Below are 16,170 nucleotides of genomic sequence, written 5' to 3'. Positions count from 1 at the left end.
ATGAGAAAAATAAGTCAAAAATTCCTCTAAAGCAAGAGTCCTGTCTCCGCAGGGCTTTAAAAGCTCATAAAGTCTAAGGGCGGTGATATCCTGAAAAATAGGAGCTTCCAAAAAGTCGCTGTAATCAAAGATTCTACTACAGCCCTTTCTATCCTCTTCCGCCATCTGTTGCAAATGAGAAAAATCCTTAATCTCATGGATTTGCTTTGCAGAGGGCTGCTTTTCCACCACAAAAGAATAGGGAATCCGCTTCTCTCCCCCATTGTACACAAAGCAAAGCTCCCCTTTGATTTCCTCCTCATCCCCCAGATTCTTCGTATCAATGGTAAAGCTTACCTTGGTACGCACACCTCCAAAGGCGGATTTATGCAGGGTAAGATAGGGGCCCTTGGCATAGACCAGGCCTCGCATGGCCACTCCATTTACCGACTGCAAAAAGATTTCAAATGTTCGACTTTCCCGGTAAGGAATTACTGCCATAATCTTCTCAACAGAAAAATGCAGGGAGGGGATTCCTTCCTCGATAATTCCTCTGGCTAACTTATTGATTTTTTCTCTCATAGCAAACTCTCCATAGGGCTTTATTTTAGCACAGGAAGCCCTTTCGAGAAAGACAGAATTTTCCATTAACGCTTCCTTCTATTGCAACTAGACTTACAATTCTGTTAAACTAATTCCATTCTTTGCTTTTTTCTCTTTAAGGCTCAATACTTTCTTTCGGAAAAGCAATTTCCTTAGAGCAGTATAGCGTATTTCTTAGAAAAAAGCGTATTTTGCAAATATTTATATTCTGAATAAGCTGGGAACCCCCATTTATGGGATAAAGAAAGGAATTTATGGCTACAGAAGCATTGACACAATACAAACTGATGATTCTTTACTTACTTCATTCCGTAAAATACCCCCTAAGCAACAGTCGGCTTAGCGGATTTTTTTTAGATAATGAATATACCACCTATTTCACTTTACAGCAATGCATCAATGATTTGGTAGAGGCTTCTCTCATTTCCGCAGAACACAGCCAAAGCACCACCCGCTACGAAATCACGGAGGAGGGCAAGCAGACATTAAACTTCTTTTCCCAGGATATTCCGGAGCTGGTACGGGAGGATATAGACCTCTTTCTTTCCAAAAACAAAAGCCGCCTGCAAAGTGAGGCGGCCCTATATTCCGATTATTCGGAGACAGACACAAAGGAATACCTTGTGCAGTTGGAAATTCGGGAAAATCGCACCCTGCTCTGTAGAGTGGAGCTTACGGTTCCCGATGAAGAAAGTGCCAAGGCCCTTTGCTTAAAATGGGAGGCCAAGCACCAAAAGGTCTATACCTATCTTTTACAGGAATTTTTAGGGGAAGAGTAGCGTTTACGCCTGTACTTCCTTCTTGTCCTTTAAAAGCTTCTCCACACTCACCAGCTTTACACAGAGGGTGAAAAGCTCGGAAGCAATACGCAAATCCTCCAGTGGGGGATAGGTTGGCGCAATACGGATATTGCTGTCATTGGGATCCTTCTTATAGGGGAAGGCGGAGCCTGCAGGAGTCAGTGTTACTCCCGCCTTCTTACATTTATCCACTACAGCCTTGGCACAGCCGGGCAGGGTTTCAAAGCTGATGAAATATCCCCCCTTCGGCTTGGTCCATTCTCCCACGCCGGTGCCTGCAAGGTTTTTCTCGAAAATATCCTCCACCATCTCAAACTTTGGACGAAGAATATTGGCATGCTTCTGCATGTGCTTCACCATACCGTGAATATCCTGGAAGAAACGAACATGACGAAGCTGGTTTACCTTATCGTGTCCGATGGTCTGGTACTGTACCTGCTTCTTAATATCCTCCAGGTTGTTTAAGCTGGTTGCCATGGAAGCAATACCGGAGCCAGGGAAGGAAATCTTGGAGGTGGAGGCAAACTTATACACCAAATCCGGATGCCCCGCTCTCTTACACTCCGCCAAAATCTCAATCAAATAATCCTGCTCATGGTCATAAAGGTGATGCATACCATAGGCATTGTCCCAGTAGATACGGAAGTCTCTGGCTGCCGGCTTCAGGCGGGCAAAACGGCGTACCGTCTCATCGGAATAGCTATAGCCCTGAGGATTGGAGTACTTCGGCACACACCAGATTCCCTTAATCGCCTCATCGGAAGCTACCAGCTCTTCCACCATATCCATATCCGGGCCCTGCTCTGTCATGGGTACCGGAATCATTTTAATGCCAAAGTACTCGGTAATCGCAAAGTGACGGTCATAGCCCGGAACAGGGCAAAGCCACTTTACCTCATCCAGCTTACACCAGGGGGTACTTCCCATAACACCGTGAGTCATGGAACGGGAAATGGAGTCATACATCACATTCAAAGAAGAGTTTCCGAAAATGAGGATATGGTCAGGATGATTTTCCATCATATCGGAAAGAAGCTCCTTGGCCTCTGCAATTCCATCCAATACTCCGTAATTTCGAACATCCACACCTTCGCTGGAATACATATCCGCATTGCTGTCCAAAGCATCCATCATATCATTGCTCAAATCCAGCTGCTCTCTACAGGGCTTTCCTCTACTCATATCCAGGTTCATATCCATGGTCTGGTAGCGCCTGTATTCGTCCTTTAATTCCGCTCTTAAGGCTTCCAATTCCTCTACGGATAATTCCTCATATCTTGCCATATTTCCACCTCTTTCTCCTACTTGTTTTCCCGCTTTTTTCTTCGCCATCCGCTACTCTCCTTTTGGTATAAGTATACGAGAAAAAAGTATACTATCCTTTTCCTGTCCTAGCAAGAAATTTTCCATGTCTAGACTTTGATTTCCACATGTACAGTTTCAATTTCCATTCTACTGTTCCAAATCCAATAGCCAGTCTCTTGCATTCAGAATCTTTATGCCGTCTATATCCCTTGGAGGGTCATCATCCAAAGTAAGGACTACCTTGGGATAGTCGTCCTGAAGCATTCGCAGCGGTCTTAATTCTCTATTCAAGGTAGCTTCTTCTCTTACCGTCAAAGCCACCTGATAATAATGATTGCCGTCCTGATTCTGTGCGACAAAATCCACTTCAAAGCTATCTACCTTTCCCACATACACATCATAGGATCTGCGAAGCAGTTCCAAATAAATGATATTTTCCAATATATGGCCTGCATCCATAGCTTGTTTGCCCAGAAGCATATATCGAAGACCAATATCTACCACATAGTATTTATCCAAGGTCTTAAGGTACTGTTTCCCTTTGATATCAAAGCGTTTAGCCTGATAAATGACGTAAGATTCCTTCAAAGCCGCAAGATATTTTTCTATCGTTTTAGAATCAATCTTTCGACCGTCGGAAGTCATGGTATCCGCTATTTTCTTGGTGGAGAAGGGATTCCCGATATTGTCAAAAATAAACTTCAAAACACTTTGAAGCATCATGGAATCCGTCACCTGTTTCCGATTCATGATATCTTTAATGACTATCGTATTGTAGATACTTTCCAAGTAATCTCTGATGATATTGGGCTCTGAATCCAATGCTAAAGCATAGGGAAAGGAACTGCTTAACAAGTAATCGGTATATTTTCTTGCTCTGTCTTCATAGCCCCCCTTTGCCAGACAATATTCCTTAAAAGACAGAGGAAGCATCTCAATCTGGATATATCTTCCGGAAATCAGGGTAGCTATCTCACTGGAAAGCATATAGGCATTGGAGCCGGTCACATACAAATCTATATCCGGGTTTAACTGTAGACTATCCAATACTTTAGGAAACTTATCTACATTTTGAATTTCATCCAGAAAAATATAAGTCTTGCTGTTTTTCTTTAAATTCTCTTTAATATATTTATGAAGACTTCTATAATTATTCAAGTCCTCATACTCTAGGTCCTCAAAGTTAATAAAAATAATTTGGGATTGATCAATCCCTTGCTCTAACAGCCAATCTTGGAACTGGAGCAGTAGCGTTGATTTTCCGCATCTTCTTATTCCGGTCACAATCTTGATAATGTGTTTATCCTTGAGAGCCTTTAGCTTATTCAGATATTCTTCTCTTATAATCACCCCGGCACCTCCCTTCCCGTTGAGAATAGCATCCTTTCTATAGAAAGTAAAGTTTTTGGATTTAATTCCAAAAACTATTTATTTTGTGATAGTTTTTGGAATGCATTCCTAAAAGTTTTTTGGTTCTAATATTTTTTTGAATCTACTCCATAAATAATTGAGTTTTGACTACGGATTTTTGACACTAAAAAAGGAGCTATAAAATAATCAAGTTTTACATAGACTCTATGCAAGATAGAAAACTTCTCCGATTATTCTCCAGCTCCTTTTGAAATAGTGTGCTTTTCTTAATTGCTTCCTTCTGTTGTCTCTGTAGTCTCCGTTGTTTCCTGCTTTTCCGTAATTCCCGCTTTTTCTTTCAACAACGGATTCTTCTCCAAGGCTTCCATACGGTTTTTCAGAAAGCTAAGCTCCCTTTTCGCATCCTCATCTCCCGGATAACGGGTACAGTATTGCTGAAAGGCTTCATAAGCTTCCTGCCATTTGGCGGTCTTCTCCAGATATACCGCCCCGTCAAAAAGATATTCCCTATCTTCTTCCAGCCCCTTTTCTTTGATTTCTGAAAGGAGCTTCTCCGCATCCTCCAGCTTATTGTCATTCAAAGCAGTTCCCAGCTCCTGAATCAGCTTTTTTCCGGCAATTCTCTCTTCCAGCAGGGGCAAATCTTTTTTCGCCAAGGTCTTGTAACTTTGCAGGCTTTCCTCCGCATCGGAAATATTCCCCAATTGAATTTCCGCCTCAATCTTATAAGCGAGAATATCCATTTGCAAAGCGGAGACCTGCCCGTTACTTTTCTCCAAGGCCAGATTAAAGTTTTCCAATGCCGTCTTTCCGTCTCCCCGTTCCAGAGCTTCGATTCCCAGAAGACGATATTCCTTCGCCTTATTCTTACAGGCAAAAAGGCTTAAAGAGAGAAGGAGAAAGAGTAGCAGAAAAGAGCTTAAGCTTTTTCCTTTTTTGTTCTTCCTTTTTTGCATTTTCCCCTCCTATTATGCCTTCCCGGTGGTGCCAAAACCCCCACGGTCTTCGTTATCCAGATGATCCACCTCAATAAAATGCACCTCCGGCTGGTGAGGCATCAAGCGGAACTGTCCGATTCGATCATTGATATGAATTTCCGTATCTCGCATGGCTAAGATAGGCATATGGATAATGTCATTGTCACCGCAGAAGGATTCATCCACCACTCCCATGGCATTGGTTTGCAAAATCCCGAAGTTCTTATAGGCCGAGCTTCTGGGAACAATCAGCATTTCATAGCCCTTGGGAATTTCCACGGAAATACCCATACTGATTAGGCGATATTCTCCCTGTTTCATACTGACATTTTCCGCTACCCGTAAATCAATCCAGTCACTTTTTCCGTCAATGTAGCGAAGCTTTTCCAGCTCCTTTACATGATATTTGATTTTTAACTTAGCCTCCACTTGCATTTCTCCTTTCTCCAGGAATTTCTTTGCACTCCCTTTTCTTCTCTATAACAGTTTCTTAACGGCTTTCTACGGCAGGTTCCCCTTGCAGGGAGAAGGTTTAAGTCTTTCGATTCTTCTTCGAGTTCCGGCTCCCGAATCTCTTCTAAGTCCTCTTCGGGCTCCGGTTCCACATCAGCCTCTGATTTATCTTCGGTTTCCGAGTTCTCGAATACTTCGTTGTCTTCTTCCAGCTCTACTTCCTTCTCCGCCTCTAATTCCATAAGATAAGCTTCGATAAAGCTTTCTTCCTCTTGCAAAAGGTCCCTGCCTACTGTTCCGGGTCCAATGCCTTCGCGTCCTCCTGCCCTTCTGTACTTTCTTCCGCTGTTTCGTCCACTTCTTCCGCTTCTTCCGATTCTTCTTCCGCTTCTACCTCCGCCTCATCCGCAGCTTCTTCCAGTTCTTTTTCTTCTTCGCTTTCCGCAGAAACTTCCGGCTCCGGAGTCTCTTCCTCTACAGCGTCTTCCGGCTCTGTACTTTCTTCCGCCTCATCCGTAACTTCTTCCGGTTCTTCGTCCGGCTCTTCTTTTTGATCTTCCAACCGCTCTTCTTTAGCTTCTTCTACCTTCTCCGGCTCTAAGCCAAGGCTGTCCTTAAGCTCCTCCGTTACTTCCTCTTCCAAAAGCTTTTCCAGATCCTTGGGAAGACTGGGAAGGGAGGCAAGAGAATCTACACCGAAACGAGTCAGGAACTCCTCGGTGGTGCCGAAGAGCACCGGTCTTCCCGGAGCGTCCAAACGGCCCACTTCTTCAATCAAGCCGAATTCCACCAAACGATTTACCGCATGGTCGGACTTTACCCCACGAATCCGCTCTACCTCTGCCTTTGTAACCGGCTGGCAGTAGGCGATAATGGAAAGGGTTTCCAAATGCACATCGGAAAGCACCGGTTTCCTACTCTGCTTAACCACTCGAATCAAAGCATCATAGGTTTTGGGATGACTGACCATCTGGTATTTTCCCTCCAGCTTTCGGATCAAAAGCCCTCCCTTTCGCTCCTCATATTTCTTCCGTAAACGCTCTGCCGCAAGCTCTGCTCCATCCACACCCATGTGCAGACAAATTGCCATTTCTTCCAGACTCACGGTTCTTCCCAAAGAAAACAAAAGAGCTTCCAGTAAATCTTCCTCTTCCTGCAAGCTTAGGGCATCTTCTCTTTCTATTTCTTCCTGCAAGCTAAGAACCGGGGCCTTATCCCTAGAGCCTTCGGCTTTTTCTTCCACCGAATTCCTATCCTGTAAGGCTTCGGCAGCTTCCCCTGCCAAAGTTTTTTCCAACTCTTCTTTCAAAGAGTACTGTTCGTTTTCCTCCACCTGCCTTACTCCCTTCTAAAAGCTATTTAAGATAAATTCTTTTCTATATTTAATTCACTGGCGAGACCTTCCATGCATAGCTTGCGCAGCGCTTTATTAATCAAAATCTTCCACCAGCGTCAGATCCATTTCTTCCTGCTCCGCTTCTTTATTAACAGTAATATCCAGGTCTCCAAAGGCATTTTCCTGCTTAAGGGTAATCTTCCCCATTTTCATCAGCTCCAAAATGGCCAAGAAGCTCACCACCGTCTCTGTCTTTCCCTGCTTTTTCTTTAGCATTTGTCGGAAGGAAAAACGACCGTGGCTCTTCGCATAAGCCAGAATATCCTGCATTTTCCCCTGCAAGCTTATCTTTTCCCGCTTAATCTTTCCAAAGTTTGCCCGAAGCTGGTCCTTTCTGGCTTCCTTCCGCCTTAAAATCTCCTTCATGGTCTCCCGAAGGCGAAGAATATCCAAGCCCTTCAACAGATCCTCCAGGTCCAAAGGCGGCTTGTACTTTTCCACTTCCTTCGGAATACTGGGTTCCTTTTCAATGATATTAGGGGCAGTTTCTTCCTTGGTTCGTAGCATTCCGCTGATTCTTTTATATTTTTTATATTCTAAAAGTCTCTGTACCAGCTCTTCTCTGGGGTCTACTTCCTCCCCTTCCTCTTCCTCCTTCTTGGGCAGTAACATTCTGGCCTTCATTTCCAGAAGCGTCACTGCCATCAGCAGGAAGGCAGAAACGATTTCCAGATCCTCTTCCTCCAGCGCCTTCATATATTCCAGATACTGCTCTGTGATTTCCGAAATTGGAATATCATAGATATCGATTTTATTTTTTTCAATAAGGTGGAGCAATAAGTCCAGCGGCCCCTCAAAGGCATCCAGCTTATAAAAAATCACCTTTTCTTCCATCATTTTCTCCTTACGCTTCTCCCATAGGAAGAATGTCAAAGCAAGCCAGCTCCGGGAAGTTTGCCAAGCGCACATTGATGCTGTGGGTTCCCAGTCCCCTTCCGGTAAAATGCCATTGTTCCCCTACTTTTCGTAAGCCTCTTGGGTTTCTCACGAAAAACTTATACTGGGGGGTCATCAAAGCAAAGCCCGGGAAGCCGATAGCTCCTCCATGAAAATGTCCGGACAGCACCAAGTCCACCGGCAAAGCCTCCATTTCCGCTTGATAAAAGGGACTGTGCATTAAGGCAATACGAAAAATGTTTTTTGGCCGATTCTCCCCGGTAGCTTCTATAGCCTTTTCCCAATTTTTCTTATCCTCTTCCCCTAAGGGTTTTTTCTTCTTCCAAAGTAGAGGCCGATAATAAGATAAATCCAAGGACAAACCGCTAAGCTCTAAGTCCTGCTCTAAGCGCAGGGAACGATTTTCTAAGAGCTCCACCTTTTCCAAAGCCTTCCGAAAGGCCTGCTGCTTTCCCTGAAAATCCTCTTTACTAAACAACTTTTCCTCATGGTTTCCAAATGCATAGTAAAGAGGATATTTTTCTGCTAAAGCATACAGCAAACGGCAGGAATTTTCCACCTCATCTCTCTCCGCCGTTTTTTCTCCGGAATAGCTGATGGGAAAGTCCCCCCCAATGAAAATCCACCGAGGTTTTAATTCCTCAATTTTTTTCAGTAAAACAGCATTATCCTTTCCAAAGCTCTTGTCATGGAGGTCTGTCAGGAAGAGAAAACGATAGGCTTTCTTTACCTTATCAGTAGAAATCCTATACCTCTCCACTCTGAGTTGATTTCTTTCCCATTGGGAATAGATAAGCAGGAGTATGGGAAGAATTAAGAGGAAAAGAAAAGTCATTTTGTCTATTCCTTTCTATACGAATCTGCATAGTAATGTTAAAATTACACAAGATAGAAGAATTCTTTATATTTTGTCTTCCTTTTCTCATTCTAAAAGGAGTATATGTGATTAGTTATGCCCCATTTTGGCGACTGATTGAACGAGAACAAGTGAGCCAATATCGTCTTATTCAAGACCACAAAGTTTCTGCCGCACAGCTGCATCGTTTGAAGAAAAACCTACCGGTCTCTACAGAAACCATACGACAGCTTTGCCTTTTGTTTTCCTGTACTGTTTCAGACATTATGGAAGTACGTCCTTAGAGACCGGGCATAGTCATATATGGTATTTTATCATAGGGAAAAGGTCTGCCAGAGAAGGAACTCTGACAGACCTTTTTCGTACATTTCTTTCAGAAAATGCGGTTTATCTATAGAAGCGTCTGCCTCTTATCCTTCAGAGTTCCCTTCCTCTTTTGCCCCATTTTCTTCGGAAGATGAGTGCTCAATGCCTTGCCCTTCCTCTTCCTTGCTCACTTCGCTGTTCGAAGACGCCTTCTTTTCTTCAGTCCCTTCTGTGGATTCTGAAGAATTTTCCGGATGCTCTTCTCTTCCTTCCTTTTCCTTTACTTCGGCAAAGATCTTCATAAACTCTTTTCCGGTAATGGTTTCCTTCTCAATCAGGAACTTTGCAATCTCATCCAGAGCAAAACGATTTTCCAACAAAATCTTCTTGGACTCTTCGTAGCACTCCTTCAGAATGCGTGCCACTTCCTGATCTACCTCTGTAGCGGTATCGTCTCCGCACTCTAAGACAGCCCGACCTCCCAGGTACATATTTTCCTGTCTGGCAAGTCCCATTAAGCCGAACTTCTCGGACATACCGTACTGGGTTACCATCGCTCTGGCAATCTTCGTCGCCTTCTCAATATCATTGCTGGCTCCGGTGGTTACGGTTTCAAAAACGATTTCCTCCGCCGCTCTACCTGCCAGGCATTCCACCATCATGGAATGAAGCTCTGCCTTGGTATTCAGATATTTTTCTTCCTCAGGTACCTGCATAACGTATCCTAAGGCTCCCATGGTTCTTGGGACAATGGTAATTTTCTGTACCGGCTCGGAGTTCTTCTGCACCGCCGCCACAAGGGCATGTCCTACCTCATGGTAAGAAACAATCTTTCGCTCCTGCTGGGAAAGGATACGATCCTTCTTTTCCTTACCCACCAAAACTACTTCCACCGCCTCAAACAAGTCCTTCTGGCTAACCTTTTCTCTACCGTTTTTTACCGCAGTGATGGCGGATTCGTTCATCATGTTGGCAAGATCCGCTCCCACCGCACCGCTGGTGGCCAAGGCGATTTCGTCAAAGTCCACGCTGTCGTCCAGCTTGATGTCCTTGGCATGCACCTTTAAGATGTTGACTCTTCCCTTCAAATCAGGCTTTTCCACAATGACACGGCGGTCAAAACGTCCCGGACGAAGCAAAGCCGGATCCAGGATTTCCGGACGGTTGGTGGCCCCCATGACCATGATTCCCTTCCCCGCATCAAAGCCATCCATTTCGGAAAGGAGCTGATTCAGAGTCTGTTCTCTTTCATCATTGCCCCCGTAACGGGTATCTCTGGTCTTACCGATGGCATCAATCTCATCAATGAATATTATGCAAGGCGCAGTCTGGTTTGCCTGTCGGAACAAGTCTCTTACGCGGCTGGCTCCCACACCAACGAACATCTCCACAAAGTCTGAACCGGAAAGAGAGTAGAAGGGCACATTGGCCTCTCCTGCCACAGCCTTGGCCAGCAGGGTTTTTCCGGTTCCCGGAGGCCCTACCAAAAGGGCTCCCTTAGGAAGCTTTGCACCGATAGAAGTATACTTTGTGGGATTATGCAGGAAGTCTACGATTTCCACAAGGCTTTCCTTCGCCTCATCCTCACCTGCTACATCCTTAAAGCTGATGCCGGTGTCCTTCTGCATATACATCTTCGCCTTGGACTTGCCCACCCCGGAGAATCCTCCACCGGAGGCTCCCATTTTCTTCACCATGGTATTCATCAGAAGAATCAGGAAAACAAAGGGTAGCACAATACTGACAATAATCTGCATCAGAAAGGCGGAATTATCCGGTCTCTTCCTGTATATCTCCACGTTATGTCTATAGAGACGCTCCACCAAAGATGCCGCATCCGCGTTGACCGGCACAACATAATAGACTCTGCTTTCTCCCTGCGTCAGTCCGGAAGAACTGTCGGATCCTGCATTATTTCTTCTCTTCAAATGATTCTTTAAAATCATCCCCAGGATAGTTTCCCAAGAAGTCCTATCGGAAATATCCTCCTTAAAATAAACCTCTTCCGATTTTAAACCGTTCTCTTTGAGACCTTCCTCATTATTCTTAGAGGAATCTTGCGACAAGGAGGAATTCTGTTCAGAGAAAGAAGTTTCTTCCTTTGACGTATCAAAGTTCAAGGCCTTTCCTTCTTCATCATCCCTGGCAATGCCTTCCTTCTCCTCTTTACTTGGATTTTCCTTCGGTTGCTCTGTCTGCACTCTACTCTTGGGGTAAACCGTAATCTGTCCGTCTCCCCACTCTACCTTGGCCACCAAATCCTGATCCACCATAGAAAGAAAACGACTATAGCTTAATTCCTGAGACATGCCCTTGGTCATAAAACGCTGGGCTACCGTATATATAAAGAAGGTTACTGTTGCCGCTATTAAAACGATGAGAACCGTCTGCCCCCAGTTGGAGAAGCCTCCATTCTCACCGCCTTTAAAATCATTATTATTATCCATTCCACTCTCCTTATTCTCATGGCTTACGCCGTTCTACCATTATACGGAGAGCCCCCACATAAAGCAAGGCAAATCGGAGTCGCCACAAGCTTTTTCCGTTTTGCCTATTTTTTTAAGATTTTCTATTATTTTTTTGTCAAACAAGGTTCCGAGAAGTTCTCTTACAACAAAGCGAAAGCTGAAAAATTCAATATCCTAGTGTTTTCTTGCATATAGGTCTGAAAACTGTTAGAACTTTACAGCTGAGCCACTACAAAATCCCCCATTTCCGAACAAGACAAAAGCTTTTCCCCTTCTTTTCCGGAGAAGATATCCTTGGTTCTGCCTCCCAATGCCAATACCTTTTCCACGGCATTCTCCACTCTTTTTGCCGCCTTCTTCTCTCCCAAGGACAGCTCTAAGAGCATGGCTGCGGATAGAATGGTAGCTAAGGGATTGGCGATATTCTGTCCTGCAATATCCGGAGCAGAACCGCCGCTTGGCTCGTAAAGCCCAAAGGCATTTTCCCCTAAGGAAGCAGAGGGAAGCATGCCCAAAGAGCCGGCAATCTCCGCCATCTCATCGGAGAGGATGTCTCCGAACATATTTTCGGTAACAATCACGGAAAAGTTTCTCGGATTTCTAACCAGCTCCATGGCAGTGGAATCCACTAAGGCATGGCGAAGCTCCACCTCCTTCTCTTCCTCTCCCAGCTTTGTGAAAATCTTTCTCCAAAGTCTGGAGCTATCCAAAACATTGGCCTTATCCACGGAGCAAAGCTTTCCCCCCCTTGCCTTTGCCAGGGAAAATGCGATACGTCCGATTCTTTCGATTTCATGGGCCCGATAAATCAGCTCGTCTCTGGCCACCTCTTCTCCATTTTCCTCGGTAATGGAGCGCTTTCCGAAATACAAGCCCCCGGTAAGCTCTCGAATCATCATAATGTCAAAGCCATCTCCAATGATTTCTTCCTTCAAAGGACAGGCATCCCGAAGCTCCTTGTAAAGCTTAGCAGGGCGCAAGTTACAGAAAAGGCCCAACTGCTTCCGAAGAGAAAGAAGGCCTGCCTCAGGGCGCTTTTCCACCGGCAAAGAATACCAGGGGGATACGCCCACCTTTCCCCCAATGCTTCCCATCAGCACCGCTTCAGAAGCTTTGCAAGCCTCTAACGTATCCTCCGGCAAAGGTTCTCCATACAAATCAATGGCTGCACCCCCAAAGGCCTTTTCGGTGAACTTAAGGCTAAAGCCCTCCAGCTCCGCTATCTTTTCCAATACCTTTTTAGCCTCTCTTACAATCTCCGGTCCGATTCCGTCCCCCGGCAACGTACAAATGGAATACTGCATCTTCGCTCCTTTCTCTTCTTACACTTTTTCACTGTTGAATGCATGCTCTTCTAAGAAACAAGGCTCTCCGTCTGTTATATACTTGTTCTCTTAAGATGCGAGACTCTATAGCCATTAAATCCTGTATTATATTCCCCTCTATTCTACTGTAAATTTCTTTTTTAACATATATGAATTTGCTATACTAGAAATAACGTGCTGTTTTTCAGCTTAAGTACATCGCTTTAGAAAGAGGAGTTTTATGGATAGATCACAGCTTACAGGAGAATTTAAACTGCATTCGGATTACGCTCCCATGGGGGACCAGCCTGCTGCCATTGAAAAACTGGTGAAGGGCTTGCAGGAGGGAAACCAGTTTGAAACCCTGCTGGGTGTCACCGGCTCCGGAAAAACCTTTACCATGGCCAATGTGATTCAACAAATCCAAAAGCCCACCCTCATCATTTCCCATAACAAGACTCTTGCGGCACAGCTTTACTCCGAGATGAAGGAATTTTTCCCGGAAAATGCGGTGGAATACTTCGTATCCTACTACGATTACTACCAGCCGGAAGCCTATGTTCCCAGCACCGACACCTATATTGAGAAGGATTCGGATATCAACGAGGAAATCGATAAATTGCGAAACTCCGCCATGGCAGCCCTTTCCGAGCGAAAGGACGTGGTGGTAGTGGCTTCCGTTTCCTGCATTTACGGCTTGGGAGCCCCCACGGAATATTTAAACATGGCCATTTCCCTCCGTCCCGGACAGATACGGGATAGGGATGAATTGATTAAAAACCTGGTGGAAATCCAGTACAACCGAAACGATATGGATTTTCGCCGCGGAACCTTCCGAGTAAAGGGGGACATTGTAGACATTTTCCCCGCGTCCGAAGGTGAGCAGGCCTATCGCATCCAGTTTTTCGGAGATGAAATCGAGGAAATTCAGCTGATTGATGCCCTCACCGGAAAGGGCAAGGCAAAGCTTGAGCACTGCATGGTCTTCCCTGCCACCCCCTATGTTATTCCTATGGAAAAAATGAAGATAGCCTGCAAAAATATTTTGGAAGAGCTGGATGAGCGGGTAGCCTATTTTAAGAGTGAAGAAAAGCTTTTGGAAGCCCAGCGTATTTCCGAGCGAACCAACTTTGATGTGGAAATGATTCGGGAAACCGGGGTTTGTTCCGGTATCGAAAACTACACCAGACACTTAAACTTTGCCCAACCCGGAGAGCCTCCCTACACCCTAATGGACTACTTTCCAGAGGATTACCTGATTATTGTGGACGAGAGCCATATCAGTCTGCCCCAGATTCGGGGAATGTATAACGGAAATCTATCCCGAAAAACCACTCTGGTAGACTTTGGATTCCGTCTTCCCTCCGCCCTGGATAATAGACCTTTAAATTTCAGCGAATTTGAAGGAAAAATCAACCAAATGCTCTTCGTTTCCGCAACTCCCGGAGAGTACGAGGCGGAGCATGAAATCCTAAGGGCAGAGCAGATTATCCGTCCTACAGGACTTTTGGATCCGGAAATCGTGGTACGCCCCACCAAGGGACAGATTGACGACTTGCTTTCCGAAATCCATAAGGAAACCGACAAGGGCAATAAGATTCTGGTAACAACCCTTACCAAGAAAATGGCAGAGGATCTTACCAAATATTTGCAGGAAGCAAAGGTAAGAGTTAAGTATCTCCACTCCGATATTGATACTTTGGAAAGAGCCGCCATTATCCGAGATATGCGTCTGGATAAGTTTGATGTTTTGGTGGGCATTAACCTGCTTCGAGAGGGACTGGATATTCCGGAAATTACGCTGGTGGCCATTTTAGATGCGGATAAGGAAGGCTTCCTTCGTTCCGAAACCTCTTTGATTCAGATCGTTGGTCGTGCTGCTCGAAATTCCGAAGGCCACGTTATCATGTATGCGGATACCATTACCGACTCCATGAGGCGTACCATTGACGAGACCAAGAGAAGACGTTCGATTCAGGAAGAATACAACAAAGCCCATGGCATCACCCCCACCACCATCAAGAAGGCGGTTCGAGATTTGATTGCCATCTCCAAGGTACTTCGGGATGATGAGAAGGGCTTCCAAAAGGATGTGGAATCCATGTCTAAGGCAGAGATTGAAAAGATGATTCGTGAGTTTAGTAAGAAAATGCGGGCAGCCGCTGCAGAGTTAAACTTCGAAGATGCCGCACTATATCGGGACAAGATTCAAGAGCTTCGGGACAGTTTAGAGAAAAACGGATAAGATTTATTCCTAAGGCAAATAGGTCTGAAATCGGAGTATTCTCTCTCCTATTTCAGACCTATTTTTTATAAAGACATGAATCATATCAAACTATTATGATTATGAGAGCTATAGCTTTGAACAGCCTGTTCCTCTGACCGCTTCCTTTAATTTCTATCTTTGATAGCCACAGTGGTTTTTTCCAGAATCTGATTACAATACTCGTAATGTCTCCGATAATACTCGGTGTACATGATGTCTACCAAGAAGAGCTGACTGATTTCTGCGGAGGTGGAGCCCTTCTGCAGAGAACCCACATTGGCTCCGCAAAGCAATAAAATATCCGTATAATCCGTAAGCTCCGACTTCTGGAAACGGGTGATGGATACCACAGTGGCTCCGGACTCCTTCGCCAGCTTTGCAATTTCCACGATGTCTCTGGTCGCACCGGAATAGGAGAAAATCACGGCCACATCTCCTCTTTCCATGGTTGCTGCACTCATTAGCTGCTGACTTACCATCTCCGAACAATAAACCTTCGGCTCAATACGATGGAACTTATTCATCGCCTTCATCGCAGTCAGCATGGAAGCACCAACACCGAAGAACAGAATCCGTTTTGCCTTGGAAAGGGCATTCATAGCCTCCGTAACCTTGTTAAAATCCAAGAGAGAATGAGTCTCCTTAATGGAATCAATGGTTTCTTCCAAAACCTTTCCGGCAAGCTCCATAATATTGTTATCCTGTAAAGAAACATTGCCTCCATCTCCCTCCTTGCTTTCCTTTCCATTTCCACGCATGGACAGAGAAAGAGTCATCTTAAATTCCTGGTAGCCCTTCACATTCATAGTTTTACAAAAACGGAAAACAGAGGTATCTCCCACCTTACAGGTTTCCGCCAAATCCGAAATAGACATAAACAGAACCTGATCGGGATTTTGTAAAATATAGTCCGCTACCTTCTTCTCTGCCTTGGTAAATTGGTTGTAAGCAGAGCGTATTTTCGTCAAAAAATCTTCCTGCATAGACTCACCCCTTCTGAAATTGTACAATATGATTATTATAGCAAATGGGAAATTTTTTTCAAGAAGCAGTGTATAAATGAATAGAAATTTTTTCTTTTTTCCGCTTTAAGGCGGATAGGATAAAGCTATTGGATTATAGGATAGGGAAAAGGCTAAATTGAAAAAGTAAATTCCAGTGCAGAAGTAAATTCTACCGAGCTTAAAAA

15 protein-coding genes are annotated in these 16,170 nt (G+C 44.7%); 3 read left to right on the top strand and 12 right to left on the bottom strand.

The genetic code is table 11. The features are described from left to right. Positions 1–561 (bottom strand): DUF5717 family protein (locus ACO4PX_RS03275; protein WP_485571410.1); only part of this gene is annotated, 561 nt, incomplete at its 3' end. 275 nt (positions 562–836) lie between these two features. Here ACO4PX_RS03275 and ACO4PX_RS03270 point away from each other — a divergent pair. Next, entirely contained in the window at positions 837–1,361 is a 525-nt protein-coding gene (locus ACO4PX_RS03270; RefSeq protein WP_007157860.1) for a DUF4364 family protein, read from the top strand. A gap of 3 nt (positions 1,362–1,364) precedes the next feature. Here the strand turns inward: ACO4PX_RS03270 and ACO4PX_RS03265 are convergent, their stop codons facing one another. From ACO4PX_RS03265 to ACO4PX_RS03230, 8 genes are all read right to left on the bottom strand, one after another. Further along, positions 1,365–2,666, bottom strand: a complete 1,302-nt coding sequence (locus tag ACO4PX_RS03265) for an aspartate aminotransferase type Ic (RefSeq protein WP_040649544.1) — start codon at positions 2,664–2,666, stop codon at positions 1,365–1,367. A 168-nt stretch (positions 2,667–2,834) separates the two neighbouring features. After that, entirely contained in the window at positions 2,835–4,037 is a 1,203-nt protein-coding gene (locus ACO4PX_RS03260) for an ATP-binding protein (RefSeq protein ID WP_007157862.1), read from the bottom strand. Positions 4,038–4,324: 287 nt separating this feature from the next. Next, the gene (locus ACO4PX_RS03255) at positions 4,325–5,014 is read right to left on the bottom strand and encodes a tetratricopeptide repeat protein (protein ID WP_007157863.1); all 690 of its coding nucleotides are present in this window, start codon (positions 5,012–5,014) and stop codon (positions 4,325–4,327) included. A gap of 12 nt (positions 5,015–5,026) precedes the next feature. Next, entirely contained in the window at positions 5,027–5,464 is a 438-nt protein-coding gene (locus ACO4PX_RS03250; RefSeq protein WP_040649546.1) for a dUTP diphosphatase, read from the bottom strand. Next, positions 5,449–5,766: a hypothetical protein gene (locus ACO4PX_RS03245; protein ID WP_007157865.1), complete on the bottom strand. Its 318-nt coding sequence runs from the start codon at positions 5,764–5,766 to the stop codon at positions 5,449–5,451. Before ACO4PX_RS03245 ends, ACO4PX_RS03250 begins: the two co-directional genes overlap by 16 nt. An 11-nt stretch (positions 5,767–5,777) precedes the next feature. Beyond that, the gene (gene scpB, locus ACO4PX_RS03240) at positions 5,778–6,821 is read right to left on the bottom strand and encodes an SMC-Scp complex subunit ScpB (protein WP_314346113.1); all 1,044 of its coding nucleotides are present in this window, start codon (positions 6,819–6,821) and stop codon (positions 5,778–5,780) included. A 96-nt stretch (positions 6,822–6,917) separates the two neighbouring features. Beyond that, entirely contained in the window at positions 6,918–7,721 is an 804-nt protein-coding gene (locus ACO4PX_RS03235; protein ID WP_007157867.1) for a segregation and condensation protein A, read from the bottom strand. Positions 7,722–7,728: 7 nt separating this feature from the next. After that, complete coding sequence (locus tag ACO4PX_RS03230) at positions 7,729–8,616, bottom strand: metallophosphoesterase (protein WP_485571409.1); 888 nt, start codon at positions 8,614–8,616, stop codon at positions 7,729–7,731. Positions 8,617–8,651: 35 nt separating this feature from the next. On the opposite strand from ACO4PX_RS03230, the gene ACO4PX_RS03225 reads away from it, so the two are divergent. Beyond that, on the top strand, positions 8,652–8,921 hold the full coding sequence (locus ACO4PX_RS03225; protein WP_485571407.1) for a helix-turn-helix domain-containing protein: 270 nt from the start codon (positions 8,652–8,654) through the stop codon (positions 8,919–8,921). A 126-nt stretch (positions 8,922–9,047) separates the two neighbouring features. Here ACO4PX_RS03225 and ftsH read toward each other — a convergent pair whose 3' ends face one another. Together ftsH and leuB are read right to left on the bottom strand one after the other, a co-directional pair. After that, entirely contained in the window at positions 9,048–11,390 is a 2,343-nt protein-coding gene (gene ftsH / locus ACO4PX_RS03220) for an ATP-dependent zinc metalloprotease FtsH (protein WP_485571405.1), read from the bottom strand. Positions 11,391–11,626: 236 nt separating this feature from the next. Continuing rightward, positions 11,627–12,715 carry a 3-isopropylmalate dehydrogenase gene (gene leuB, locus ACO4PX_RS03215; RefSeq protein WP_485571404.1) on the bottom strand — a complete coding sequence of 363 codons (1,089 nt, stop codon included), beginning with the start codon at positions 12,713–12,715 and terminating at the stop codon, positions 11,627–11,629. Between the two features lie 241 nt (positions 12,716–12,956). Between leuB and uvrB the strand changes: the two genes are divergently transcribed. Further along, positions 12,957–14,960 carry an excinuclease ABC subunit UvrB gene (gene uvrB, locus ACO4PX_RS03210; RefSeq protein WP_007157872.1) on the top strand — a complete coding sequence of 668 codons (2,004 nt, stop codon included), beginning with the start codon at positions 12,957–12,959 and terminating at the stop codon, positions 14,958–14,960. Between the two features lie 146 nt (positions 14,961–15,106). Here uvrB and ACO4PX_RS03205 read toward each other — a convergent pair whose 3' ends face one another. Next, positions 15,107–15,964 carry a MurR/RpiR family transcriptional regulator gene (locus ACO4PX_RS03205; RefSeq protein WP_314633831.1) on the bottom strand — a complete coding sequence of 286 codons (858 nt, stop codon included), beginning with the start codon at positions 15,962–15,964 and terminating at the stop codon, positions 15,107–15,109. Positions 15,965–16,170 lie beyond the last annotated feature (206 nt).

It is taken from the genome of Oribacterium sp. (assembly GCF_057249185.1).
This window is presented reverse-complemented; position numbering and strand designations above follow the sequence as displayed.

Bases quoted from the DNA above. Each gene is read 5' to 3' on its own strand.
- ACO4PX_RS03270 (WP_007157860.1), top strand. From the start codon at position 837: ATGGCTACAGAAGCATTGACACAATACAAACTGATGATTCTTTACTTA.
- ACO4PX_RS03265 (WP_040649544.1), bottom strand. From the start codon at position 2,666: ATGGCAAGATATGAGGAATTATCCGTAGAGGAATTGGAAGCCTTAAGA.
- ACO4PX_RS03255 (WP_007157863.1), bottom strand. From the start codon at position 5,014: ATGCAAAAAAGGAAGAACAAAAAAGGAAAAAGCTTAAGCTCTTTTCTG.
- ACO4PX_RS03235 (WP_007157867.1), bottom strand. From the start codon at position 7,721: ATGATGGAAGAAAAGGTGATTTTTTATAAGCTGGATGCCTTTGAGGGG.
- ACO4PX_RS03230 (WP_485571409.1), bottom strand. From the start codon at position 8,616: ATGACTTTTCTTTTCCTCTTAATTCTTCCCATACTCCTGCTTATCTAT.
- ACO4PX_RS03225 (WP_485571407.1), top strand. From the start codon at position 8,652: ATGTTAAAATTACACAAGATAGAAGAATTCTTTATATTTTGTCTTCCT.
- ftsH (WP_485571405.1), bottom strand. From the start codon at position 11,390: ATGGATAATAATAATGATTTTAAAGGCGGTGAGAATGGAGGCTTCTCC.
- leuB (WP_485571404.1), bottom strand. From the start codon at position 12,715: ATGCAGTATTCCATTTGTACGTTGCCGGGGGACGGAATCGGACCGGAG.
- uvrB (WP_007157872.1), top strand. From the start codon at position 12,957: ATGGATAGATCACAGCTTACAGGAGAATTTAAACTGCATTCGGATTAC.
- ACO4PX_RS03205 (WP_314633831.1), bottom strand. From the start codon at position 15,964: ATGCAGGAAGATTTTTTGACGAAAATACGCTCTGCTTACAACCAATTT.